Source organism: Acidobacteriota bacterium (genome assembly GCA_020845575.1).
In the GTDB taxonomy this organism is placed as follows: Bacteria; Acidobacteriota; Vicinamibacteria; order Vicinamibacterales; family Vicinamibacteraceae; genus Luteitalea.
Genome location: JADLFL010000048.1, coordinates 1 through 23660 on the forward strand (window position 1 = coordinate 1; position 23660 = coordinate 23660).

25 protein-coding genes and 1 pseudogene are annotated in these 23660 nt (G+C 68.5%); 24 read left to right on the forward strand and 2 right to left on the reverse strand.

Translation table 11 applies throughout. The annotated features are described in order from the left end of the window. From IT182_13930 to IT182_14005, 16 genes are all read left to right on the forward strand, one after another. Positions 1–457 (forward strand): tRNA (adenosine(37)-N6)-dimethylallyltransferase MiaA (locus tag IT182_13930; GenBank protein ID MCC6164445.1); only part of this gene is annotated, 457 nt, incomplete at its 5' end. Continuing rightward, complete coding sequence (gene hfq, locus IT182_13935) at positions 457–723, forward strand: RNA chaperone Hfq (protein ID MCC6164446.1); 267 nt, start codon at positions 457–459, stop codon at positions 721–723. The genes IT182_13930 and hfq, both read left to right, overlap by 1 nt. Before the next feature lie 9 nt (positions 724–732). Further along, the gene (locus IT182_13940; GenBank protein MCC6164447.1) at positions 733–1929 is read left to right on the forward strand and encodes a phosphopentomutase; all 1197 of its coding nucleotides are present in this window, start codon (positions 733–735) and stop codon (positions 1927–1929) included. After that, a complete protein-coding gene (locus IT182_13945) occupies positions 1929–2978 on the forward strand; it encodes a deoxyguanosinetriphosphate triphosphohydrolase (protein MCC6164448.1) in 1050 nt (349 codons plus the stop codon). Before IT182_13940 ends, IT182_13945 begins: the two co-directional genes overlap by 1 nt. A gap of 58 nt (positions 2979–3036) precedes the next feature. Beyond that, on the forward strand, positions 3037–3675 hold the full coding sequence (locus IT182_13950; protein ID MCC6164449.1) for a DUF177 domain-containing protein: 639 nt from the start codon (positions 3037–3039) through the stop codon (positions 3673–3675). A 6-nt stretch (positions 3676–3681) separates the two neighbouring features. Then, complete coding sequence (gene rpmF, locus IT182_13955) at positions 3682–3867, forward strand: 50S ribosomal protein L32 (protein ID MCC6164450.1); 186 nt, start codon at positions 3682–3684, stop codon at positions 3865–3867. Positions 3868–3928: 61 nt separating this feature from the next. Next, a complete protein-coding gene (gene plsX, locus IT182_13960) occupies positions 3929–4960 on the forward strand; it encodes a phosphate acyltransferase PlsX (GenBank protein MCC6164451.1) in 1032 nt (343 codons plus the stop codon). Beyond that, positions 4957–5763 carry an ACP S-malonyltransferase gene (gene fabD / locus IT182_13965; GenBank protein ID MCC6164452.1) on the forward strand — a complete coding sequence of 269 codons (807 nt, stop codon included), beginning with the start codon at positions 4957–4959 and terminating at the stop codon, positions 5761–5763. The genes plsX and fabD overlap by 4 nt, the downstream gene beginning before the upstream one ends. Positions 5764–5885: 122 nt before the next feature. Beyond that, on the forward strand, positions 5886–6629 hold the full coding sequence (gene fabG / locus IT182_13970) for a 3-oxoacyl-ACP reductase FabG (GenBank protein ID MCC6164453.1): 744 nt from the start codon (positions 5886–5888) through the stop codon (positions 6627–6629). A 16-nt stretch (positions 6630–6645) separates the two neighbouring features. Beyond that, positions 6646–6891 (forward strand): acyl carrier protein, encoded by a 246-nt coding sequence (locus IT182_13975; GenBank protein MCC6164454.1) that lies wholly within the window; start codon positions 6646–6648, stop codon positions 6889–6891. Positions 6892–6930: 39 nt separating this feature from the next. Next, positions 6931–8172, forward strand: coding sequence for a beta-ketoacyl-ACP synthase II (gene fabF, locus IT182_13980; protein ID MCC6164455.1), 1242 nt, complete (start codon positions 6931–6933; stop codon positions 8170–8172). A 44-nt stretch (positions 8173–8216) separates the two neighbouring features. After that, positions 8217–8981 carry an electron transfer flavoprotein subunit beta/FixA family protein gene (locus IT182_13985; protein MCC6164456.1) on the forward strand — a complete coding sequence of 255 codons (765 nt, stop codon included), beginning with the start codon at positions 8217–8219 and terminating at the stop codon, positions 8979–8981. After that, complete coding sequence (locus tag IT182_13990) at positions 8978–9931, forward strand: electron transfer flavoprotein subunit alpha/FixB family protein (protein MCC6164457.1); 954 nt, start codon at positions 8978–8980, stop codon at positions 9929–9931. The genes IT182_13985 and IT182_13990 overlap by 4 nt, the downstream gene beginning before the upstream one ends. Positions 9932–9936: 5 nt before the next feature. Further along, a complete protein-coding gene (locus IT182_13995; GenBank protein ID MCC6164458.1) occupies positions 9937–11829 on the forward strand; it encodes a 4Fe-4S dicluster domain-containing protein in 1893 nt (630 codons plus the stop codon). Further along, entirely contained in the window at positions 11826–12503 is a 678-nt protein-coding gene (locus IT182_14000) for a lysophospholipid acyltransferase family protein (protein ID MCC6164459.1), read from the forward strand. The genes IT182_13995 and IT182_14000 overlap by 4 nt, the downstream gene beginning before the upstream one ends. A 9-nt stretch (positions 12504–12512) precedes the next feature. Beyond that, positions 12513–13475 (forward strand): histone deacetylase, encoded by a 963-nt coding sequence (locus IT182_14005; protein MCC6164460.1) that lies wholly within the window; start codon positions 12513–12515, stop codon positions 13473–13475. Here the strand turns inward: IT182_14005 and IT182_14010 are convergent. Further along, positions 13454–14542 (reverse strand): tRNA-dihydrouridine synthase family protein, encoded by a 1089-nt coding sequence (locus IT182_14010; GenBank protein ID MCC6164461.1) that lies wholly within the window; start codon positions 14540–14542, stop codon positions 13454–13456. The genes IT182_14005 and IT182_14010 overlap by 22 nt on opposite strands. Before the next feature lie 84 nt (positions 14543–14626). On the opposite strand from IT182_14010, the gene IT182_14015 reads away from it, so the two are divergent. From IT182_14015 to IT182_14030, 4 genes and pseudogenes are all read left to right on the forward strand, one after another. Further along, positions 14627–14995 (forward strand): STAS domain-containing protein, encoded by a 369-nt coding sequence (locus IT182_14015; protein ID MCC6164462.1) that lies wholly within the window; start codon positions 14627–14629, stop codon positions 14993–14995. 5 nt (positions 14996–15000) lie between these two features. Then, positions 15001–15432, forward strand: coding sequence for an ATP-binding protein (locus IT182_14020; GenBank protein ID MCC6164463.1), 432 nt, complete (start codon positions 15001–15003; stop codon positions 15430–15432). 7 nt (positions 15433–15439) lie between these two features. Next, a complete protein-coding gene (locus tag IT182_14025) occupies positions 15440–17074 on the forward strand; it encodes a PP2C family protein-serine/threonine phosphatase (GenBank protein MCC6164464.1) in 1635 nt (544 codons plus the stop codon). A gap of 82 nt (positions 17075–17156) precedes the next feature. Beyond that, positions 17157–18085: pseudogene (locus tag IT182_14030) on the forward strand (IS3 family transposase). 151 nt (positions 18086–18236) lie between these two features. On the opposite strand, the gene IT182_14035 reads toward IT182_14030, so the two are convergent. After that, positions 18237–18740 (reverse strand): YajQ family cyclic di-GMP-binding protein, encoded by a 504-nt coding sequence (locus IT182_14035; GenBank protein ID MCC6164465.1) that lies wholly within the window; start codon positions 18738–18740, stop codon positions 18237–18239. A gap of 79 nt (positions 18741–18819) precedes the next feature. On the opposite strand from IT182_14035, the gene IT182_14040 reads away from it, so the two are divergent. The 4 genes from IT182_14040 (at position 18820) to IT182_14055 (ending at position 23642) form a co-directional block, all read left to right on the forward strand. Next, entirely contained in the window at positions 18820–20028 is a 1209-nt protein-coding gene (locus IT182_14040; protein ID MCC6164466.1) for a CoA transferase, read from the forward strand. 37 nt (positions 20029–20065) lie between these two features. Beyond that, positions 20066–20632 (forward strand): SET domain-containing protein-lysine N-methyltransferase, encoded by a 567-nt coding sequence (locus tag IT182_14045; GenBank protein MCC6164467.1) that lies wholly within the window; start codon positions 20066–20068, stop codon positions 20630–20632. Next, a complete protein-coding gene (locus IT182_14050) occupies positions 20614–21288 on the forward strand; it encodes an alpha/beta fold hydrolase (protein MCC6164468.1) in 675 nt (224 codons plus the stop codon). The genes IT182_14045 and IT182_14050 overlap by 19 nt, the downstream gene beginning before the upstream one ends. A 191-nt stretch (positions 21289–21479) precedes the next feature. After that, positions 21480–23642 (forward strand): SpoIID/LytB domain-containing protein, encoded by a 2163-nt coding sequence (locus tag IT182_14055; GenBank protein ID MCC6164469.1) that lies wholly within the window; start codon positions 21480–21482, stop codon positions 23640–23642. The last annotated feature ends 18 nt before the right edge of the window (positions 23643–23660 follow it).

The window sequence follows — 23660 nt, forward strand, 5'->3', positions numbered from 1 at the left end:
ACTGGTGCGGGCACTCGAAGTGTGGCTGCTGACGGGGCAGACGCTGTCGACACACTTTGCCGGCACGCGCTCGCCGCTGCCAGAGTACGACGTGTGTGCGATCGGGCTCAGGCTGCCATCGGCCGACATCGCCGCACGCGTGACGCGGCGCGTGGAGGCTCAATGGACCCGCGGCGTGGTTGACGAGGTTCACGCCAATCTCGCGGCTGGCATTCCGCGTGCGGCCAATCCGTTCGGCGGCCTCGTGTACCGCCAGATCCTGGAGATGCTCGACGGCGTGCGCGACGAGGCCGAGACGCGCGCGTTGATCGTGCGCGAGAACAAGCACTACGCGCGGCGACAGCTGATCTGGTTCCGGAAGGAAGCGAGAGTGATATGGTTGGACGGTGCCGGTGAGCGCGACGAGACCTTCGCGGCGGCTGGCGCCCTGCTCGAAGCCTACGGAGTCCGTCGCTGATGCCCAGTCACAGAGAATCCAAGTCGTCAGCGCCGCCCAACATCCAGGACGTCTTCCTCAACTCCGCGCGCCGTGAGCGGCTCGTGGTGCAGATCCGGTTGATGGACGGGCAGGTCCTGGAAGGCCGCATCAAGAACTTCGATCGCTTCGCGCTCGTGATCGACCATGAGGGCGCCGACCACATGGTGTTCAAGCACGCCATCGCGACGATCCGTTCCAATCGATCGGTCCAGAACTACTTCTCCTCGTCAGCGCACGAAGGATAAGCGCCGGCCATGCCCGCCCGCTTCGAGCGGATCATCGCCATCGTGCTCGACAGCGTCGGCATCGGCGAACTGCCCGACGCCGGCCGGTACGGCGACGAGGGCAGCGACACGCTCGGCAACATCGCGCGTCGCGTCCCGCTGCACCTGCCCACGCTGTGCCACCTCGGCCTGGACCGTCTCGTGCCCGCGCTCGGTGTGCCGCACGGCGACGCCGCGGGTGCGTGGGGACGCATGGCCGAAGCCTCCGCAGGTAAGGATTCGGTGACGGGACACTGGGAGATGGCCGGCGTCGTGCTCGACGCGCCGTTCCCGACGTTCCCCGATGGATTCCCCTCCCACGTGATCGGGGCGTTCGAGCGCGGTATCGGTCGCGCGTCGATCGGCAATGTCGTGGCGTCGGGTACGGAGGTGATCGAGCGCTTCGGAGTCGAGCACCTGCGAACGGGTGCGCCCATCGTGTACACGTCGGCAGACAGCGTCTTCCAGATCGCGGCGCACGAGGACGTGGTGCCCGTCGAGCAGTTGTATCGCTTCTGCGAGGTGGCGTTCGAGATCGTGAGCGAGGGCATGGGCGTCGGGCGCGTGATCGCGCGTCCGTTCGTGGGGGAGCCGGGGGCGTTCACGCGCACCAGCCGTCGTCACGACTACGCGCTGGAGCCGCCGCATGAAACGGTGCTGGACCACCTGGTCGACGGCGGGCATTCCGTCGTGGCCGTCGGCAAGATCCGCGACCTCTTCGCGGGACGCGGCGTGACGCGACATCTGCCCACGGTGTCCGACGATGACGGGATGGACCGGATCGACGAAGCGATGCGCGACGTGCCGCGTGGCCTCATCTGGGCCAACCTCGTCGACTTCGACGCCGTGTACGGTCACCGGAACAACGTCGACGGCTACGCGCGCAACCTGGAGCGCTTCGACGCACGGCTCGCGGATCTGCTGCCGCATCTGCACGAACGCGACCTCCTGATCGTGACGGCCGACCACGGCAACGACCCGACCACACCGAGCACCGACCATTCGCGTGAGTACGTCCCTCTGCTCGCCACGGGGACGCAGGTGACCGCCGGTGTCAGTCTGGGCACGCGGCAGACGTTTGCCGATCTGGGGCAGACCATCGCCGCCAATTTCGGCGTCGCGCCGCTCCGGTCCGGGACGAGCTTCCTCGAATCCCTGTTCGGTCAGCCGGCCGACGCACGGTTCTGATGCACACCATCCGCCAGCAACTCGAAACGCGCGAACACGCGATGCTCGCGCCGCAGGCCACGTTCAGCGATGCCTCGAAGGGGCGTGCCCGGCCCGAGCCCGACGACCCCATCCGGCCCGCCTTCCAGCGCGACCGCGATCGCGTCGTGCACTCGAAGGCGTTCCGGCGCCTCAAGCACAAGACGCAGGTCTTCTTCTCGCCGGCCGGCGACCACTACCGCACCCGGCTCACGCACACGCTCGAGGTGTCGCAGCTCGCGCGCACGCTCGCCAAGGTGCTGCGCCTGCACGAAGAGCTCACCGAGGCGATCGCGCTTGCGCACGACCTCGGGCATACGCCGTTCGGGCACGCCGGCGAACGCGTGCTCGACAGGCTCGTGCCGGGCGGGTTCTCGCACGCCGATCAGAGCCTCCGCATCGTCGAGGTGCTGGAACACGACGGCGCGGGACTCAACCTGACCTTCGAGGTCAGGCAGGGGATTTCCACGCATTCGAAGGGCAAGCACGGGATGCCGATCAACGTGCCGGCCGCCGAACGCGCGGCCACGCTCGAAGCCCAGATCGCGCGGGTGGCCGACATCATCGCGTACGTGAACCACGACATCGACGATGCGGTGCGGGCCGGCGTGCTGGACCCGGCGGACCTGCCTGCCGGCCCGGTCGAGGTGCTGGGCCGGACCTCCTCGGCTCGCATCGGCGCGATGGTGACCGACGTGGTGGAGCAGAGCCTGGCCTGCGGCCTCGACTCGCTCCGCATGAGCGAACCGGTCCTGCAGGCGCTGCTGGACCTGCGGGCCTTCATGTTCGAGCACGTGTACGAGAACGACGTCGCCACGGCCGAGTTCGCCAAGGCGACGGGGATCCTGGGCGGTTTGTGGGAAAAGGTGCGGCTGGACCCGGCACGGTGGCTCGACGCCGCGACCATCGACAGGGAGGGGCTGGACGCCGCGGCCCGCGACTTCCTGGCCGGGATGACCGACAGGTACGCCATCCGATTGTTCGAGGCGCTCTTCATCCCTCGACCGTGGATCGAGGTCTCGAACCGGTAAGATCTGCTATCCTTGCGTGTTGGCGCGGGTCCAGTGGCCTGCGCTGTGCACGTCTGCCATGGTCATCGACATCACGACTCTGCCTGTCGGGCGCGTTCCCGTGGCGGCGGACATTCCGCCTGAAGCGCTCGACGTGCCGGCCGAGGACTTCGTGATCAAGGTTCCGGTGCACGTGATGGGCGAACTGGAACGGGGTGCCGGGGCGTCGGTCCATCTGCGTGGGCGCGTGCAGGCGCAGCTGGCCTTGCCCTGCGCCCGTTGTGCCGAGCCGTTCGATTTCGCCGTCGACGCGCCCGTGGACCTGCGGTTCGTCCCTGTCGTCGAAGACGCCGCGCCGAGCCGTCCGCAGCCCGCTGGCCGACCCGTGGCCGCCGCGCGCGGGACGTCGGCATCGACGGTGACCAGGATCTCGCTCGACGATGAGGACGAGGGCGGGTACGAGATGCAGGCCGATGACCCGTCGATCGTGTCGATCGACGAGCCGCGGATCGACCTGGCGCCTGTGGCGCGAGAGCAGTGTTATCTGGCCATGCCGATGAAGCCGCTGTGCCGGCCGGATTGCCAGGGGCTGTGTCCGCAGTGCGGGATCAACCGCAACGTGGGCATGTGCACGTGTGAGACGCAGTGGAAGGATCCGCGATTGGCGGGTCTCGAGTCCCTGCTGAAGGACGCGGACGGAGCAGCGCCGCGCGAGTAACCAGTCATGCCGAATCCCAAGCGACGCCATTCGAAGAGCCGTACGTCCAAGCGCCGTACGCACGACGCCCTCACGGCCGTGGCCCTCGGGCCCTGCCCGCAGTGCAACGAGCTGAAGCCGCCCCACGTGGTGTGCACGCACTGCGGCTACTACCGTGGCCGTCAGGTGCGCGCGGCCGGCGAGGACGCCTGAGTCCACGCGGGGCGATGCCCGAGGGGGCCCACCCACACGCCGGGCACCATGGCAGAGGCGCATGACGCGCATCGCCGTTGATGCCATGGGGGGCGATGCCGCCCCTCGCAACGTCGTGCATGGCGCCGTGATGGCTGCCAGCGAGGACGGCCTGTCGCTGACGCTCGTAGGGGCGCAGGCGATCCTCGAGGACGAGCTCTCCCGATTCCCGGAAGTCGATAGTCTCTCGATCCGCCTCATCGATGCTCCCGACGTCGTGGCCATGAGCGAGTCAGCGCTCGCCGCCCGTCGCCGGACGAGGGCGTCGGTGCGCGTGGCGGCTGATGCCGTGGCGACCGGCGAGGCCGCGGCGCTGTTCACCGCGGGCCACTCTGGTGCGGCGGTCTTTGCCGCTCGCGAGGCATTCGGGTTGCTGCCGGGTATCGACAGGCCCGCCATCGCAGCCACGATCCCGACGCGTGAGGGCGTGGCGATCCTGGTCGATGCGGGCGCGACAGTCACGTGCCGGCCAGAACACCTGGTGGAGTTCGCCCGCCTCGGATCCGCGTACGCGTCGGCGGTGCTGGGTGTGGAGCGTCCGCGCGTCGGGTTGCTGTCCAACGGCGAAGAGCCGCGCAAGGGCACCAGTCTGATACGCGGCGCGCACGTGAGGCTGGCGGGGGCGGCCCTGGAGTTTGTCGGGAATCTCGACGCATCGGAAGTCTTCACGGGAGCGGCCGACGTGATCGTGTGCGATGGCTTCACGGGCAACGTGGTGCTCAAGACCAGCGAGGGGCTGGTCGAGGCGATCGACGAGTTGATGGCCGATGAACTGACGCGATCGGTCACCGCGCAGGTCGGTGCCGTGCTCACGCGCGGGGCCCTGCGTCGGTTCCGGGCGCGCCTGGACTACGCCGAGTACGGTGGCGCCCCGTTGCGCGGCGTGCGCCATGTGTGTGTGATCGGTCACGGGCGGTCGACGCCGAAAGCGATTGCGGCCGGCGTGCGACTCACGGCGCGCTTTGCTCGCGACACGCTCGTGGCACGGCTCGAGAACGGACTGCTGGAGACGATGACCCCGCCGACCGCGGCTCAGACTGGACACGGCCAATGATTGCGTTCCTCTTTCCCGGACAGGGTTCGCAGAGCGTCGGCATGGGCCGCGCGCTCGCCGAGGCGTTCCCGGAAGCGCGCGACGCGTTTGCCGAAGCCGACGCGGCCCTCGGCCGCTCGCTGAGTGGCCTCTGCTTCGACGGTCCCGAAGATCAGCTCACTCTCACCGAGCACACGCAGCCGGCCATCCTCGCCACGAGCATCGCGGCGTATCGCGTGCTGGCCGCGCGCGGGTTCGCCCCGTCGTGGACGGCGGGCCATTCCCTCGGTGAGTACTCGGCGCACGTCGCGGCCGGCACGTTCGGGTTCGCCGACGCGCTGCGCATCGTGTCGCATCGCGGCAGGTACATGCAGGAGGCGGTGCCCGTGGGCACCGGTGCGATGGCGGCCGTCCTCGGCCTCGACGCGGCGACCGTTCAGGCGGCGTGCGACGCGGCAGCACAGGGTGAGGTCGTGAGTCCGGCCAACCTCAACGCGCCGGGGCAGGTGGTGATTGCGGGCGCAACGGCGGCCGTCGAACGGGCGGGGACCGAAGCCCGGGCCCGTGGCGCCAAACGCGTCATCGGTCTGAACGTGAGCGCCCCCTTCCATTGCGCGCTGATGGCACCGGCGCAGGCCCGCCTCGAACCCGAGTTGCGAGCCCTTGCCGTGCAGGCGCCGCGCGTGCCCGTGGTGGCCAACGTGGACGCCCAGCCGAAACGGGACGCGGTGTCGGCCATCGACGCGCTGGTGGCGCAGGTCTCCGGCGCGGTGCGCTGGGAGGACGTCATCGGGTATCTTGTGTCGGCCGGTGTGCGCGACTAGGTTGAGGTGGGCCCGGGGACGGTGCTCGCCGGACTGGTGCGCAAGATCGACCGCGAGGCTCGCGTGGCGAGCTTCGGCGCTCCTGAACAACTCGCAGGCGTGGAGGCGCTCTTCGCAGCATCGTGACGCTCGATCTCTCAGGCAAGGTAGCCATCGTCACCGGCGCGTCCCGCGGCATCGGCCGCCAGACGGCGCTGACGCTCGCGGGTGCGGGCGCGACTGTCGTGCTGACGTCGCGCGGCGACGCGGCCGAGGCCGTGGCCGCGGAGGTGTCGGCGGCCGGCGGTGAGGCTCTGGCGATCGCGGCTGACGTGGCCGACGCCGGCGCGGTGCAACGCGTGATCGAGACGACGGTCGAGCGGTTCGGACGGATCGACGTGCTCGTGAACAACGCGGGCATCACGCGCGATCAACTGCTGCTGCGCATGAAGCGCGACGACTGGGATGCCGTCATCGCCACGAACCTGACGGGCACGTTTCTCTGCACGCAGGCGGTGCTCAAGACGATGCTCAGGCAGCGGGGCGGACGGATCATCAGCATCAGCTCGGTGGTGGGCCAGAGCGGCAATCCCGGGCAGACCAATTACGCGGCGACCAAGGCCGGCATCATCGGCTTCTCGAAGGCGCTCGCACGCGAAGTCGCCTCGCGGTCCATCACGGTGAACGTGGTGGCCCCGGGGCTCATCGATACGGACATGACGCGGGACATCAGCTCGGACGCGCAGGCCACCTGGGCGTCGGCGATCCCGCTCGGTCGGTTGGGCACGCCGGAGGATGTAGCCGCGGCGGTGTGCTTCCTCGCATCAGATGCGGCTGGGTACATCACCGGGCAGGTGCTCGCCGTCAACGGCGGCATGTACGCCTGAGCAGGAGGAGTGTCAGATGTCGTCTGTGGCAGACAAGGTCAAGAGCATCATCGTGGAGCAGTTGGGAGTGGACGAGGAAGAGGTCACGCCTGACGCGTCCTTTGTCGACGATCTCGGCGCCGACTCGCTGGACGTGGTGGAACTCGTGATGGCGTTCGAGGAGGAGTTCGGGGTAGAGATTCCCGACGACGACGCCGAGAAGATCACGCGCGTGCGCGAGGCCATCGCGTACATCGAGCAGCACGGCAAGGCCAAGAAGTAGGCACGGCCACACGGTACGGAAACCGGGGACGGAGGGGGAGTGTCCAGGCGAGTCGTCGTGTCGGGGGTCGGGCTGGTGTCGTCCATCGGGTTGGGCACTGCCGCCAACTGGGACGCGTTGTGCGCGGCCCGTTCGGGCATCGGGCCCATCACGCACTTCGATGCCGGTGCGTTCTCGACGCGGATTGCCGGCGAGGTCCGGGGGTTCGATCCCCTGGCCTACGTGGAGAAGAAGGAGGTCAAGAAGATCGACCCCTTCATCCAGTACGCCATCGCGGCCAGCCAGTACGCCGTCGACGACGCGGCGCTCGTGGTGACGCCGGAGAACTCGTTCGACATCGGCGTGTACATCGCGTCGGGCATCGGTGGGTTCGGTACGATCGAGCGCGAGCACGAGGCGTACCTGAACGGCGGCCCGCGCAAGATCTCGCCCTTCTTCATCCCGTCGGCGATCATCAACCTGGCATCGGGCCAGGTGTCGATCCGTTTCGGGGCCCGCGGCCCCAACCAGTCCTCGTGTACGGCGTGCTCGGCGTCGGCGCACGCCATCGGCGATTCGTACGAGATCATCAAGCGCGGCGACGCCGACGTGATGATCACCGGCGGCGCCGAAGCGGCGGTGACGCCGATGAGCGTCGGCGGGTTCGGGTCGATGCGCGCGCTGTCCACGCGCAACGACGAGCCGTCGCGCGCGTGCCGTCCTTTCGATCGCGATCGTGACGGCTTCATCATCGGCGAAGGCTCCGGCATCGTCATCCTCGAGGAGCTGGAGCGCGCGAAGGCGCGCGGCGCCACGATCTACGCGGAAGTCGTCGGTTACGGATCGACGGGCGACGCGTTCCACATGACCAACCAGCCCGATGGCGGCGAGGGTGCGGTCCGGGCGATGCGCATGGCGCTGCGCAAGGCCGGCGTCGAGCCGTCGGTGGTGGACTACATCAACGCCCACGGCACCTCGACGCCCGTGAACGACCCGACAGAATCGCAGGCGATCCGGACGACGTTCGGCGAGCACGCGTACAGGCTGGCCGTGTCGTCGACCAAGTCGATGACGGGGCATCTGCTCGGTGCGGCGGGGGGCCTCGAAGCGGGCATCACCGCGCTGGCGCTCCGGCATCAGGTGATGCCGCCGACCATCAACCTCGACAACCCGGACGACGGCTGCGACCTGGACTACGTGCCCCACACGGCGCGCCCGGCCCGGATTCGCTACGCCCTGTCGAACTCGTTCGGCTTCGGCGGCACCAACGCCAGCCTGCTCTTCAAGGCGTACGAAGAGTAGGGACAGAACATGGGGCTCCGAGCCCCGAGCCGCAAGTCTGAACCATGAAGATCGCCGTCTGTATCAAGCAGGTCGTCACGCGCGACTGGCAGGTGCGTCCCGATGAGGCGCGCACCTGGATTCGCGACGCCGACGCCGACTTCGAGATGAACGAACCCGACGCGTACGCGCTCGAAGCGGCGCTGCGCCTGCGCGACGCGCACGGCGGCGAAGTGATTGCCGTCTCCGCCGGTCCGTCGCGCGTGGCGCAGGTGTTGCGCGAAGCGCTGGCGCGCGGCGCGGATCGGGCGATCCACGTCGAGAGCGACGAGATCGCCAGGGCCGATGCGTTCGCAATCGCTGACGCATTGGCGTCGGCCATCGGGCCGGAGTCGCCGGATCTCGTGCTCACCGGCCTGCAGTCCGACGACATGGGCTTTGGCCAGACGGGCGTGGTGCTCGCCGAGCGCCTGGGCGTGGCGCACGCCACGATCATCATGGACGTGCAGGTGCAGGGCGGCGTCCTGCACGTGAAGCGTGAGCTCGAAGGCGGTTGGTTCCAGTGGCTGGAGATGCCGCTGCCCGCGCTGCTCACAATCCAGAGCGGCATCAACCAGCTCCGCTACGCCACGCTCAAGGGCATCATGGCCGCGAAGAAGAAGGAGATCCGCACGGTGGCCGCGCCGTCGCTGCGGAGCGCCCTACAGGTGGTCGAGCTCCGCGTGCCGGACAAGCAGAAGCAGACGCGCATGATCGCGGGCACGCCGGCGGAGGCCGCCAGCGAGCTCGTGCGCGCCCTGCGCGAAGACGCACGGGTGGTGTCGGCATGATTCTGGTCATCGCGGAGCACAACGGCGGGCAGGTCCACCGTTCGACCCGGGAAGCCATCGCCGCGGCGCAGGCGCTCGAGCAGCCGATCACCGTCGTGTCCGTCGGCCACGACATCGCGTCGATTGGCGAAGCGCTCGCGGCCGCAGACGTCGCACAGGTCCTGCTGGTGGACAATGGGGCGCTGGCCAACTACACGGCAGATGGATACGTCGCGGCATTGACACCGGTCGTGCAGGAGTTGAACCCCGCGCTCGTGCTGACCGCGCACACCTATCAGGCGCGCGACTACATGCCCGGTCTCGCCACGCGCTGCGAGCGCGGGCTCGTGTCCGACTGCGTGGCGGTGAAGGCCGTCGGCGGCGGCTTCCGCTTCACGCGTCCGGTGTTCCAGGCGCGCCTCATCGCCGACGTCGACGCGACGGGCGGCGCGCCGCACTTCGCCACGCTGCAGGCCGGTGCCGTTCGTGCCGACGCCATGCGTGCGGGCAGCGCGCCCGTGAGCACGAGGCAGGCGTCGATCGATGCCGCAGCCGTGCGGCAGCGTCCCGAAGCGCCGTTCAAGGAGGCGAAGCAGGACGTCGATCTCACGGCCGCCGAGCGCATCGTCTCCGTGGGGCGCGGCATCAAGGGGCCCGAGCACCTCGACATGGTGCGTGAGCTGGCAGAAGCGCTCGGCGCCGAGGTGGCGGCCTCGCGGCCGATCTGCGACAACGGCTGGTTACCGATGGATCGCCAGATCGGGAGTTCCGGACAGACCGTGGCGCCAAAGCTCTATCTCGCGCTCGGCATCTCGGGTGCGATTCAGCACGTGGTCGGGATGAAGGGCTCGCGGACGATCGTCGCCGTGAACAAGGATCCGGAAGCGCCGATCTTCGAACTGGCCGACTACGGCATCGCGGGCGACCTGTTCGAGATCGTGCCCGCCATCATCAGCGCCCTGCGGCAGTGACCGCGATGGGGGAGACGCTCGCGTTCTGGGTCGTGGTGCTGGCCTGCGTCGGCCTCTTCGCGGTCCAGATGTCGACGCGCTGGCGTCTCCTCGCCGCCGCACCCGGCACGTTCTCCTTCGACGACCTGCCACGCCGCGTCGAGCGCTTCATCGTCGACGTCGTGTTCCAGGGGCGGGTGATCGCGCGCAAGCCGTGGGTCGGGTTCGCGCACCTGTTCGTGTTCTGGGGATTCGTGGCGTTCGGCGGATACACGTTCGTCGAAACGCTGCACGGGCTCGGCATCGCCGACCTCACGCAGACCATCGCGTTCCGCGTCTACACCTGGCTCCTCGTGCCGTTCTGCGTCGCGGTGCTCGCGGGCATCGCCCTGCTGTTGATCCGTCGCGGTGTCGTACGGCCGCGCGCCCTTGGCGCGTCCGTGTCGTGGGAATCGATCCTCATCGGCGGCTTCATCGCGACGCTGATGGTCACGTTCCTGCTCACGTTCGTGCTGGAGACCGGAATCGGGGCGCGCGTGAACTGGTGGGTGCACATGCTGGTGATCGGCACGTTCCTCGTGCTGGTCCCCAACTCGAAGCACCTGCACCTGATCCTCGCGCCGGCGACGGTGTTCCTGAAGTCGCCCGTCCTCGGCACGGTCCCGAGCCTGGATTTCGAGAAGGAGGAAGTCGGGCTCGAAACGGTGAAGGACCTGCCACGCAAGGCCGTGCTCGATGCGTTCACGTGCGTCGAGTGCGGGCGCTGCCAGGAGAACTGCCCGGCCTTGGCCACGGGCAAGGCGCTCAATCCGAAGATGCTGATCCTGCAGAACGAGGCGGCGCTGCTGGAGGGGAAGGCTGACGCGAAGCTCGTCGACGTCTACGACCCCGACGTGCTCTGGCAGTGCACCACGTGCGGTGCCTGCGAGGATGCCTGTCCCGTCGGCGTGGAGCACACGCCCGTCATCATCGGCGCGCGCCGCGGGCTTGTCAGCAATGGTGATGCGCCGGACTATCTCGCGCCCATCTACAACAACCTCGAACGGCGTGGGAACCTGTGGGGCCAGACGGCCGACGCGCGACAGAAGTTCGTGGCGTCCGCGCAGCTCGAGACGTTCGATCCGCTGAAGCACGAGTACCTGTTGTGGCTCGGATGCGCCGGTGGCACCGAGCCCGACTTCCAGAGGTCGCTGCGATCGCTGGCCGAGATCCTGCGCGCGCAGGGCAAGACGTTCGGCGTGCTGCGCAAGGAGCGGTGCACGGGCGATGTGGCCAAGCGCACGGGCAACGAGTACCAGTTCCAGGAACTCGCCACGGCCAACGTCGAAGACCTGAACGACGCGGGCGTGAAGAAGGTGGTGACGTCATGCCCGCACTGCCTGAAGACGCTCGGCCACGACTACAAGGCGTTCGGGTTCGAGGGGAAAGTGGTCCACTCGTCGGCGCTGGTCGAACAGCTCACGCGCTACGAGTTGCCGGTGCGGATCGAGGACGAGCCCGTCACGTTCCACGATCCGTGCTACCTCGGACGCTACGCCGGTGAGCATGCCGCGCCCCGCGCGTTGCTCGAGCGTTATGGCGGTGAGGTCACCGAACCGGAGCGCACGAAGGACAACCCGTTCTGCTGCGGTGCGGGCGGCGGCCTGCTGTTCGAGGAGCACGAAGCCGGAACGCGCATCAGCCAGACGCGCTTCGAGCAGTTGCAGAAGACAGGTGCGAACACCATCGTGATGGGGTGCCCGTTCTGCGCCATCATGCTGAAAGGCGCGAAGGCCAGCACGCCGGGGACCGACGACATCCAGATGGTGGACCTCATGACGTGGACCGAGGGCCGTCTCCGCAAGGCCGGACGCATCGGCAACGAGAGCGCACCACCGACCACCAGTACCCCACCGGCACAGGAGTCGACAGAGGAGTGACGGCACGCCCCGAGTGGGAGCAGTCGGCGTCGAAGCGACGTCAGATCGCGCTCATCGCGGGTGTGGGCGTGCCCGTCATCGCGGCGCTCGGCAGGACATGGCGCTACGTGAGCGAGGGCGCGGAGGTCTACGACCAGATCGTCGCGGCGGGGCAGCGTCCGATCATGGCGTTCTGGCACGGTCGCATCCTGCCGGGCACCATCTTCTGGCGCGACCGCGGCATCGTCGTCATGACGAGCGAGAACTTCGACGGCGAATGGATCGCGCGCATCATCACGCGGTTCGGGTACGGGTCGGCGCGCGGGTCCTCGTCTCGCGGCGGCGTGAAGGCGCTCGTGCAGTTGAAGCGCCTGATGGAGCAGGGGCACGCCGCGGCGTTCGCACTCGATGGGCCGCGCGGACCGGCCGAGCATGCCCAGCCGGGCGCACTCTGGCTCGCGAAGGCGACGGGGCAGCCCATCCTGCCGTTCCACTTCGAAGCCGCTTCGGCGTGGCACGCGCGCAGCTGGGACCGCACGCAGGTGCCCAGGCCGTTCTCACGCATCGCCGTCGCCGTCGGCCAGCCCTTCTTCGTCGCGCCTGATGCAGACGATGAGGGACTCGAGCGACGACGCCGCGAGCTCGAAGCGGAACTCACGCGATTGGGTGCGCGCGCACGGGAGCTCCTCGCGTAGGATCCCGTCGTGATCCGCTTCTCCGAGCGCTTTCTCGACCACGTCACGCCTGCAGGCCATCCCGAAAGTCCCGAGCGCGGAGAGGTGATGCGCGCGGCTGTCCTGCGCGCGCAGGACATGGGCATCGACGTGGGTGAACCGGAGCCCGCGACCGACCAAGCCCTTCTCCGGATCCACGACGCGGAGTACCTCGCCGACCTGCGATCGCGCGACGGCAAGGCGACGGCAATCGACGCCGACACGTTCACGTCGCCAGGCACGCTTCAGGCGGCGCTGCTGGCGGCGGGGGCGGCTGTCGACTGCGCGCTCGACGCGTGGCGGCACGGACGGCCTGCACTCGCCATCGTTCGCCCACCGGGACACCACGCCGAGCGTGCACAGGCCATGGGGTTCTGCCTGCTGTCCAACGTGGCGATCGCCACGGCGGCGGTTCGCGCGGCCGGGGCGGCGCGCGTGGCGGTGGTGGACATCGATGTCCACCACGGCAACGGTACGCAGTGGGCGTTCTATCGCGATCCGTCGGTCCTGGTGATCAACACGCACCAGTTCCCGTTCTATCCCGGGACCGGCGCGGCGAGCGAAACCGGGCATGCGGAAGGGGAGGGCTACACCTTGAACGTGCCCCTCGCGGCAGGCGCGACCGATGCCGACTACGCACGCGCATGGAATGACGTCGTCGATCCCGCACTCGTCCGCTTTGCTCCCGACCTGATCCTGGTCTCGGCCGGCTTCGATGCGCACGAAGACGACCCGCTCGGTGCGCAGCGCGTGACCACTGCCGGTTTCCGCGCCTGGCTGACGGCCATCCGCGCCCGCGCCGCCCTCACATGCGGCGATCGCCTCGCGGTGGTCACCGAAGGCGGCTACGACCTGACCGCCCTGCGCGCCTGCCTGGACGCCACCGTCGACGTCCTGCACGCCCCAGCCGCATCGGAGGCCGTGTGGCGCCCTCAGCCTTCGACGCGATCCTGATCCTGGTCGACCTTGTCCTGCTGGCGAGCGATGGACAGCTCTTCGGGACGGATGTCGTCGCCGGCGAGGAGTCGATCCGCGATCCACTCGTGGACCTCTGGCTCCGGGCGGGCGAGGAGGGCTTCGAGGGGTGACCGCGGGCTGTCGAACGTCGCGCGTTCCTGCATGGGGACGTACGTGCCGTCGTCGCGCCGCGGGACGTGGCGGCACCAGAACCCGAGGTGCCACACCAGGAACGGTCGCAGCCGCGTGTGCCCGCGCTCATCGTCACCGAAGTGTTCGCGGGCGAGGCGCACGTAATCCCGATAGACGGCCACGCGGCCCTCAGGTGTGTCGTCCACTGTGCGGCCCAGCGCCTCGGCGAAGATCCACGGCTTGATGAGGGCGCCGCGCGCGATCATCACGGCCTGCACGCCCGAGACCGCCCGGCCGCGCGCGATGACCTCGGGGAAGAGGATGTCGCCGTTGCCCACCACGGGGATGCGGACGGCCGCGGCCACCTCGCCAATCGCTTCCCAGTCGGCCGCGAAGCGATAGCGGGCACTGCGCGTCCGGCCGTGCACCGTCAGCGCATCCGCCCCACCGGTTTCGGCCGCGCGTGCAACATCGACGGCGTTTCTCTCGTCTTCATTCCAGCCGAGCCTGATCTTGACCGTGACCGGTACCGGACCTGCGCCTGCCTTCATGGCCGCCACGAGCCGCTCGATGCGGCGCGGCTGCCGCAGGAGCGCCGATCCGAGGCCGCGGCGCGTGAACTCGTCGATGGGGCATCCCAGGTTCAGGTCGACGATGTCGGCACCGCGGGAGGCGACGAGCTCGGCACCCCAGCGCAGTTCGTCGGGGCTGCGGCCGGCGAGCTGGACGCCGAAACACCGCTCGTCTGGCGCGCGCTGGATCAACGCGAACTCGGCGCGACGCCGCTGCTGGAGCCGGCGCACCAGGGCCATCTCTCCCATGGTCACAGAGGCGCCGAAAGCCTGGCAGAGGCGACGGTACGGGAGATTGCCGCCCCTGGTCATGGGAGCCAAGACGAGTGCGGGACCGGCGAGGATTGAAGCGGAAGACATCGGCGGGCCGTATGATATGCGGAGGAAGGGTGGCCGGACTCGGGCATTGCGTCGACGCCGGCGGCCACTCGGACGAGGGAACTGATGCCTCACCCGTTCACGGTGCACCGGTCCGCTGAAGGCGACGTCTCGGTGCTGCATCTCGAAGGCTTTCTCGACGCGCACACCGCGCCGGCGTTCGAGCAGGCCATCCAGGCGGAACTCGATGCCGCACGCACGCGGCTGGTCGTCGATGGCGCGAAACTGACGTACATCTCGTCGGCCGGCCTCGGCGTCTTCATGGGCTTCATCGAGCAGATTCGCGAGCAGGGTGGCGACCTGAAGATCTGCGGCCTCAGCCCCAAGGTCCGGCAGATCTTCGAGATCCTCGGGTTCCAGGCCATCTACGACATGGTCGACACCGTTCCCGACGCCATCCTGCGCTTCGCTACCAGCCCCACGCGGGAGGCCTGAACTCCATGACCTCCCTCGAGCGGACGCTGACCCTGACAGTGCCCTCGGCCACCGAGCACCTGGCGCTGATCCGGGAGTTCGTCGCCAACGTCGGCTCGCAGGCCGGCCTCGGCGACGACGATGTCGCCAAGCTCGAACTCGCCGTTGACGAGGCCTGCGCCAACGTCATCGAGCACGCGCACGGTCAGGACAGCAGCAAGGAAGTGACGGTGCGTGCCACGTTCGATCTGGTCACGCTCCGCATCGAAGTGGTGGACGAGGGAGAGGGCTTCGACCCCACGGCCATCCCCGCCACGCCCGTCGAACAGATGGTCCACGATCGCCGCACCGGCGGCCTCGGGCTGCGCGTCATGAAGTCGCTGATGGACGAGGTCTCGTACGAGATCGTCCCCGGCGAGCGCAACCGCCTCCGACTTCTCAAGCGCATCCAGAAGTAGCATTCGCGTGGTGCACGTCTCCGTCAGCCGGCTCGAGTCCCTCCTGGAATCGGCGCAGTTGCTGCACGCGTCGCTCGATCTCGACGACCTCCTCAAGCACCTGCTTCGCACCGTGATGGGCCGCCTGCTCGTCACGCGCGCCGTCATCGCGATCGATGCCGACGAGGGTCTCCGCGTGGCGATGGCGCGTGGCGTGCCGGAGGCGGCTGTCGGGTCGACATTCGATGCGGCGCGCGCGACCGCACTTGGCCTGACGAACCTCCTCCCGATCGGCAGCGGGCCCGCCGTCGGCCTGCTGGCGACAGCCGTCCCTGCGCGTCCAGCGGTGGACGATGAGGAGCGTGCGTTCCTCGACGCGTTGCTGGGGATCGCCGCCACCGGGATCAGCAACGCGAACGCGCACACGCAGGCCACGCGCCTCAATCGCGATCTCGATCGGAAGATCCAGGAACTGCGCACGCTGATGGAGATCGGGCGTGCGTTCTCGCAGGTCACCGAGGTCGAGGAAGTGGCGCGCATCCTCGGACTCACGCTGTCCGGCCAGTGGATGGTGAGCCGGTACGCGATCGTCGTGTGTCGCGACGCGCTCGCCATCGTGTCGCGGCAACAGGGTGTGAAGCTGCCTCCGCTCGCCACGTACATGGACGCGCTGCATCGCCTGCCCGACGCGGCGCTGGTGGACGACCTGCAGGACGAAGACGTGCGCGCGCTGTTTCAGTCGCACAAGCTGCGGGCCGTGTTCGCGCTGCGCGGGGCCGACCAGGTGTGCGGCTTCGCCGCACTCGGTCCGCGACCGGGCGGACAGATCTACACGCAGGCCGATCTCGAACTCGGCGCCGGCATGGCCGCGCAGGCCGTCGTGGCGTTCGACAACTGCTGGCACCTCCGCGAGATGGTGGAGAAGAAGCAGTACGAGAAGGAGCTTGCCGTTGCGGCGGACATCCAGCAGGGATTGTTCCCGGCCAGGCTGCCCGACCTGCCGGGCTTCGACATCTCGGCGATGAACCGGCCCGCGCAGCAGGTGGGCGGCGACTATTACGATGTCCTCACGCTCACCGACCACGGTGCCGACGCCTGCCTGTTCTGCGTCGCCGACGTCTCCGGCAAGGGCCTCGCCGCATCGCTCCTCATGAGCACGATCCAGGCGACGCTGCGCGCGCTGCTCGGTCGCGAGCCATCACTTTCGGCCCTCGCCGCGCGTACCAGCGACCTGCTCTTCGCGACCACGCCTGGCAGCAAGTACGCGACAGCCGCGCTCGTGCTCGCGGACACCGCGTCGGGCGAGTGCCGCTATGTGAGTGGCGGGCACACGGAGACGCTCCTGCTGCGTGCGAGCGGCGAACGCACATGGTTCGGCGCCACGGGCGTGCCGCTCGGTCTCTTCCCTGACATGGCGTGGGACCAGGTCACCTTCACGCTCCAGCCGGGTGACGTGCTGGTGCTCTACTCGGATGGCGTCAGCGAAGCCCAGACGGCTACCTTCGACGAGTTCGGCCCCGAACGCCTCGCCGATATCGTCGACCGCCAGCGCTGGCGCCCCGCGCAGGAGATCACGGCCGCGATTCTCGCTGCCATCGACGCGTTCGTCGAGGGCGCACCACAGTTCGATGACATCACGTTGATGGTCATCAAACGGGAATGAGCACAGACAAGTCCAAAGGCCAAAGTGAAGTTGCCCCGGTTTCGTGGACTCCCGCCCTGTTGGGCGATCATGGGAGCACACGATGCCAAAGACACATCCACCATATCCGCCGGAGTATCGCGAGCGGGTCATCGAACTGGTCCGGAAGGGACGCAGCCCGGAGGCACTGGCCAAGGAGTTCGAGCCCTCGGCGCAGTGCGTCCGGAATTGGGTCCGCCAAGCGGACCGCGACGCTCGACGGGACCTGACGGCCTGAGGATCAGATCCGCGCCTTCCATCACCGCTCGCGCGGGACGTACGGGGCCCCGCGGATTCATCGTGACCTGCGCGCCGCTGGCGTGCGGGGCGGCCGCAAGCGCGTGGCGCGATTGCTCAAGCAGGCGGGCCTGCGCGGCGTGAGCCGCCGCAAGTGGCCCGTGACGATGATCCGGGCCGCGCACGTCCACCCGGCGCCTGATCTCGTGCAGCGGGCGTTCACGGCGACCGGCCCGAATCAGCTCTGGGTGGCCGATATCACGTACATCCCGACGGGGGCCGGCACGCTGTACCTCGCGGTGGTCCTCGACGTCTGGAGTTGCCGGCTGATCGGCTGGGCGATGGCCACGCACCTGCGCACGAGCCTGGTCGTCGCGGCGCTGGACATGGCGATCGCGCAACGCCGCTCGACGGGAGTGATTCATCATTCGGACCAGGGTTGCCAGTACACGGCGATCGAGTTCGGTCGACGGTGTCGCGACGCGAGCATCCGCCCCTCGAGGGGGGCGGTCGGCGATTGCTACGATTAACGCGATGTGCGAGAGCGTCTTCGCGGCGCTCGAATGGGAGCTGCTCGATCGCGTGCCGTTGCCCACGCCGACCGAGGTCCGGACCGCGGTCTTCGACTTCATCGAGGGCTGGTACAACCCCACGCGTCGGCATTCATCCCTGGACTACGTGTCGCCGATCGACTTCGAGCGGCAGGCCATGCCGACGCCGCCCGCCCCGCCGAGCGGGACGGAGGCCGCGGCGTGACGACCTGGCCGGTGGAAGCTGCCGGCCCTGTGGAACACGCACAGACCGCGTGTCCCACAGCTCCCACAGGCCCTTCTTCTTGACCCTTTTTCCTCCCGTCTTTTTCGCTGTCCTTGTCCGTTACCCCTTGGCCTTCGGACTTTGACAAGGTTCAGCCCCTGTAGTTCCCGAACATGAGTTCCACCCCGAAATCGTGGCCGCGGAGGCGCTTGATGGCGTCCTGCAGGTCGTCCTTCGAACTGGATGTCACGCGGACCTGATCGGCCTGGATGGTGGCCTGGACCTTCTTCAGGCCCTCGTCCTTCAGGAACTTGACGATGGCCTTGGCGGCGTCGGTGGAGATGCCCTGTTGGAGCGTGACGACACGACGCACGGCGCTGCCGGCGGCGGACTCCTTGTCGCCCAGTGTCAGGTTCTTGATCGGCACGTTGCGCTTGAACAGCTTGCCCTGCAACACCTCCCACACCGCAGTCAGCTTGTAGTCATCGTCGGCCAGCAGCGAGATGGTGCTCTTGGCCTTGTCGAAGTCGATCTCGATCTTCGCGCCCTTGAAGTCGTAGCGCTGACCGATCTCCTTCCGCGCCTGGTTGACGGCGTTGTCCACTTCCTGCAGATCCACCGAAGACGTGATGTCGAAACTCGCGCTCGCAGCCATGCCGGCAATGGTAGTGCATGGACATCAAGAAGAGCCGACCGGTTGCCCGTTGCCGGTTGCCTGTTGCCGACCCCATACAATGTCTCCCGTGTCTGCTGCACCATTGGCGGGGCTTCGGGTGCTCGAACTGGGACAGCTCATCGCCGGACCGTTCTCGACGATGCTGCTCGCGTACTTCGGGGCCGACGTGATCAAGGTGGAGCCGCCCGACGGTGGGGATCCGTTGCGCACGTGGCGGCACGTGCATGACGGGACCGCGCTGTGGTGGTATGCGATGGGCCGCAACAAGCGGTGCATCACCGCCGACCTCCGGCAGGAGGAAGCGCGCGAACTGATCCGCCGGCTCGTGGCGCACTGCGACGTGGTGGTGGAGAACTTCAGACCCGGACGGCTCGAAGCGTGGGGGCTCGGCTACGAGGCGCTGAAGGACATCAATCCGCGCATCATCATGGTGCGCATCTCGGGCTATGGCCAGACGGGGCCGTATGCGCGACGTCCGGGGTTCGCCGCCGTCGCCGAGGGCATGGGCGGGCTGCGATACGTCAACGGGTTTCCCGATCGTCCGCCCGCGCGCGCGAACCTGAGTCTGGGCGACACCATCGGCGGCCTGCATGCCGTACTCGGCCTGCTGCTCGCGCTGCACCATCGTGACGGCAAGGGCACCGGCGAAGGGCAGGTCGTCGACGTTGCGCTCTACGAGTCGATCTTCAACCTGATGGAATCGACGGTGCCCGAGTACGTGACGGCGGGAGTCGTGCGCGAGCGTCAGGGCTCCACGGTGAGCGGCATCGTTCCCACCAACGTCTACCCGTGCGCGGACGCGCACTACATCATCATCGGCGGCAACGCGGACAGCATCTTCAGGCGGTTGATGCGCGCGGTCGACAGGCCCGATCTCGCCGACGATCCGAGGCTGGCCACCAACGATGGACGCGTACCACACGCGACGTTGATCGACGAGGCCATCGCGGCATGGACGTCGTTGCGTCCGTACGAGGAGGCATTCGCCATTCTCGACGCGGCCGACGTGCCGTGCGGGCCGATCTATTCGGTGGCCGATCAGGTGAAGGATCCGCATTTCCGCGAACGCGGCGCCATCGAACACGTCACGCTGGCCAACGGTGAACGCGTGGCCATCCCCGCCATCGCACCGCAGCTGTCACGCACGCCAGGACGCACCACGTGGCCGGGACCTGCAATCGGTGCGCACAACGACGAGGTCTATGGCGACATCCTCGGACTCGATGCCTCGGCGATCGACGATCTCCGCGCGCGCGGCGTGATCTGAGCCTGCTACAATCGCTTGTCCTGACGGAGGCAACTGGTTGGCTCAGCGCGTCACGTCCCGCAAGGGACACACCAAGTCCACGACCACGAAGTCCACGACCTCGGCACCACGTTTCGAACACGCCCCGCTCGTCATCGACGGCTCACGCATCAAGTTGCGATCCCGCGTGGCCGGCCACATCGTCAAGCTGCCCGACGATCTCCCGTTGCCGCGTATCGAACGTCGCAGGAGCGGCGTACACGGCTGGGGCGTCTTCGCGCTCGAACGCATTCCCAAGAACAAGCGCATCATCTATTACGGTGGACAACTCGTGCCGTCCAGGGAGAGCCACGGCCGCGAGGTGGCGTACCTCGAGAAGGGCTGCATCTGGTGCTTCGAACTCAGCACGCGCTGGGCGGTCGACGCGATGTATGGCGGCAACGTCTCGCGCTTCATCAACCATGCGTGCAAGCCGAACGCGTACAGCCAGATCGTCGACGGCATCATCTGGATCCGCGCGGGCCGCACGATCGAGGCCGGTGAGGAATTGACCTACGACTACTACACGGGCGGCACGGCGGAGATCGCCTGCCAGTGCCGGCCCGGGTGCAAGGGACAGATCTGATCGGCCGCGTCGTCTATCTGCACGGGTTCGCCTCCTCGGCGCAGTCGAGCAAGGCGCAGTACTTCGCGAGCCGCTTCGCCGAGGTGGGGATTCCCCTGGTCGCGCCCGACCTCAATGCGCCAGACTTCAGTACGCTCACCGTGACGCGCATGCTGGACGATGTGGGGCGCGTGGTGGCACAGGGACCGCCAGGGCCAGTTGTCCTCATGGGCTCGAGCATGGGCGGGTTCCTGGCGTGGCACGCCGCGGCGCGCCTGCCGCTGTTGCTGCCGCAGCATCCCGTGAGCCGAATCGTCCTGCTGGCGCCAGCGGTCACGTTCGGCCGGAACCGCAAGGAAGATTTCGGACCCGGGGTGGTGGACGAGTGGGAGCGCGCGGGCACGCGCGACTTCTTCCACTACGGCGACAACGTCGTGAAACCGCTCCATTACGAGTTCTACCGCGACGCGCTGGCATACCCGGCGGCGGCTGCGCCGGTGAACGTCCCCGCGCTCATCTTCCAGGGCATGCAGGACGATGTGGTGAAGCCGCAGGGTGTGATGGAGTTCTGCCAGGGCCGGCCGAACGTCTCGCTGCGCCTGCTCCAGGACGGTCACCAACTGCTCGCCCACCTCGACGAGATGTGGCAGGAGATCCGCACCTTCCTCGACTGCTGACGCGACTCCTGCGCGGCATGCTCGTCGTGGCGTGCTGCGCCGTGTCGGCGTGCGGCGGCTCCAGCGTCGATCGGCCAGCGCCATCGACCGATTCCACACGGAGGCCAACGTCCGGAGGGACGCCAGGGGCTCTGACCCCTGGCGTAGCCGCGGGCGATCTCCCTGGCACGGACCGGACTGACGACGCCGCGTTGATCGACGCATCGACGCGCGCCGCATGGGCGCGCCTGCGATGGCCCGGCGGCGACGTCGTGGACTCCAACAAGGCCGAGCGGCTCGACGAGCCCATCCTGGCGGGCTCGCTCTTCAAGCTCGTCGCCGCGCGAGCCGCACTCGAACAGGGCATCGTCTCGGACGACACGCGCATCGCCTGTCCGCGTGCGCTCGTCGTGCGTGGACGCCGCGTCGATTGCGTGCATCCCGATCTCGGCAGGCCGCTCACGCTCGATGAGGCGATCGCGCACTCGTGCAATCACTTCTTCGTCACGCTCGCGGGACGGCTCGATCGCCACGGCCTCGCGTCGACGCTGCGGCGCCTGTCGCACGGCGCAGTGACGCTCGGTGCCGAGGCACCGATGCCACTCGTGGTACTCGGTCTCGACGGCCCACGTGTGTCGGCGCGCGCGTGGGCATCGACGGCGCTCGCGGCCATGGTCGACAACGCGAGTACGCCGCAGGCGTCGCTCGTGAGACGCGGCGTCGTTGCCGCGGCGAGCACAGGCACGGCCGTCGGCCTGCGCGATCCCTCGTCGCTGACGCTGGCCAAGACGGCGACGACGATCGGGGCGCAGGGAGGGCAGGAAGGGGTCGTCGTGGCATGGCGCCCCGAGCGACACGAGGCAATCGTGGTGCGCGCGCCTGGCGTGGCGGGGCGCGATGCGGCACGCATCGCGCGTGCGATCTGGGACGACGTGGACCGGCACGATGATGCGCACGTCCGCGTGGGGCGCGTGAGGACGATGGCTCCCGACACGTCCGGACCGGCAGTGGACGACGTCCCGATCGAGACGTATGTCGCTGGCGTTGTCGCCGCCGAGGGCACACACGACATGCCTGCCGTTGCGCAGCAGGCACTCGCCATCCTTGCGCGCAGCTACGTCCGCGCATCGCCGGGGCGTCACGCACGCGACGGATACGACGTGTGCGACAGCACGCACTGCCAGGTGTTCGGTGCATCCACGACGTGGAGCCGCGATGCCGCGGCGGTGACGCGCGGCGTGGTCCTCACCGAAAGGGGGACGACGGTTGCGGTGCCGTATTCGGCGTCGTGCAGCGGCATCCTGGTGTCGCCACGCGACGTGTGGGGTGGCGAGGCTGCCGCGCGCACACGCACGGGAGTCGATCCCGGCGCGCACGCCGTGGAGACGTGGAGGAGCGACGTTGCGTCAGTGGCGCTCACACGTGCCCTGCAGGACGCCGGACATCGGGGGGATCAGTTGCGTGACCTGCGCGTGGCCGCATACGCGGCCGACGGCGTGCCGTCGCGGCTGGCGCTCGACGGACTCGTACCGTCGGAGATCGACGCCACGACCTTCAGGCACATCGTTGGGCGACGCATTGGCTGGGATGTGTTGAAGAGCCATGCGTGGGCCGTCACGCGCACGGCCCGCGGGTATCGCTTCAGCGGGCGCGGAAAGGGGCACGGCGCCGGTGTGTGCCTGCGCGGCGCGTCGACGCTTGCCGCCGATGGCGTGTCGGTGGACCGCGTGCTTGCGGCGTATGCGCCCGATGCGGTGCTGCGCGCGGAGCAGGATCGCCTGACGCTGCGGCTTCCGGCGGCACGCGCGTCGGAGGGATCGCTATTGCGTCAGACGTTGCTCACGCATCTGGCCGGGGTGCGCGTGCGGCTGGCGGTGACGACGTCGCGGGCTGTGGAGGTCGTGGTCCATCCGACGCGCGAAGCGTATCAGCGGACGACGGGGCGCGCGTGGTGGACGGCCGCGAATGCGCGAGCCGTGCGAGACGGGCGGTGGCGCGTGGATCTGGCACCGCCGCCATCGATGGGAACCGGGACCGATGGTGCACGCGCGGGCGAGGCATTCTTCACGACGTGGCGACATGAGGTCGTGCATATCCTGACGAGTGAGGCACTGACAGATGCCCCCCTGTGGATGTCGGAGGGATTGGCTCATCTTGTCGCGCGACCCTTGGGGGAAGGTCACGCGTTGTCGCATGAAGTACATGGCGGCGGAACGTTGGGCCGACAGTCGGACGCGTGTCCGACCGACGAGGAACTGCGACGGCCGGGGAGCCTCGACGCCATGCGCCAGGTCTACGCCGCTGCCGCCGCCTGCGCCGCCGCCGCCCTCCCTGCCGGAGTCGCGGGCTGGCGCACGCTGCTGCACCCTCGATGACCCTCACGCTCGTATAGG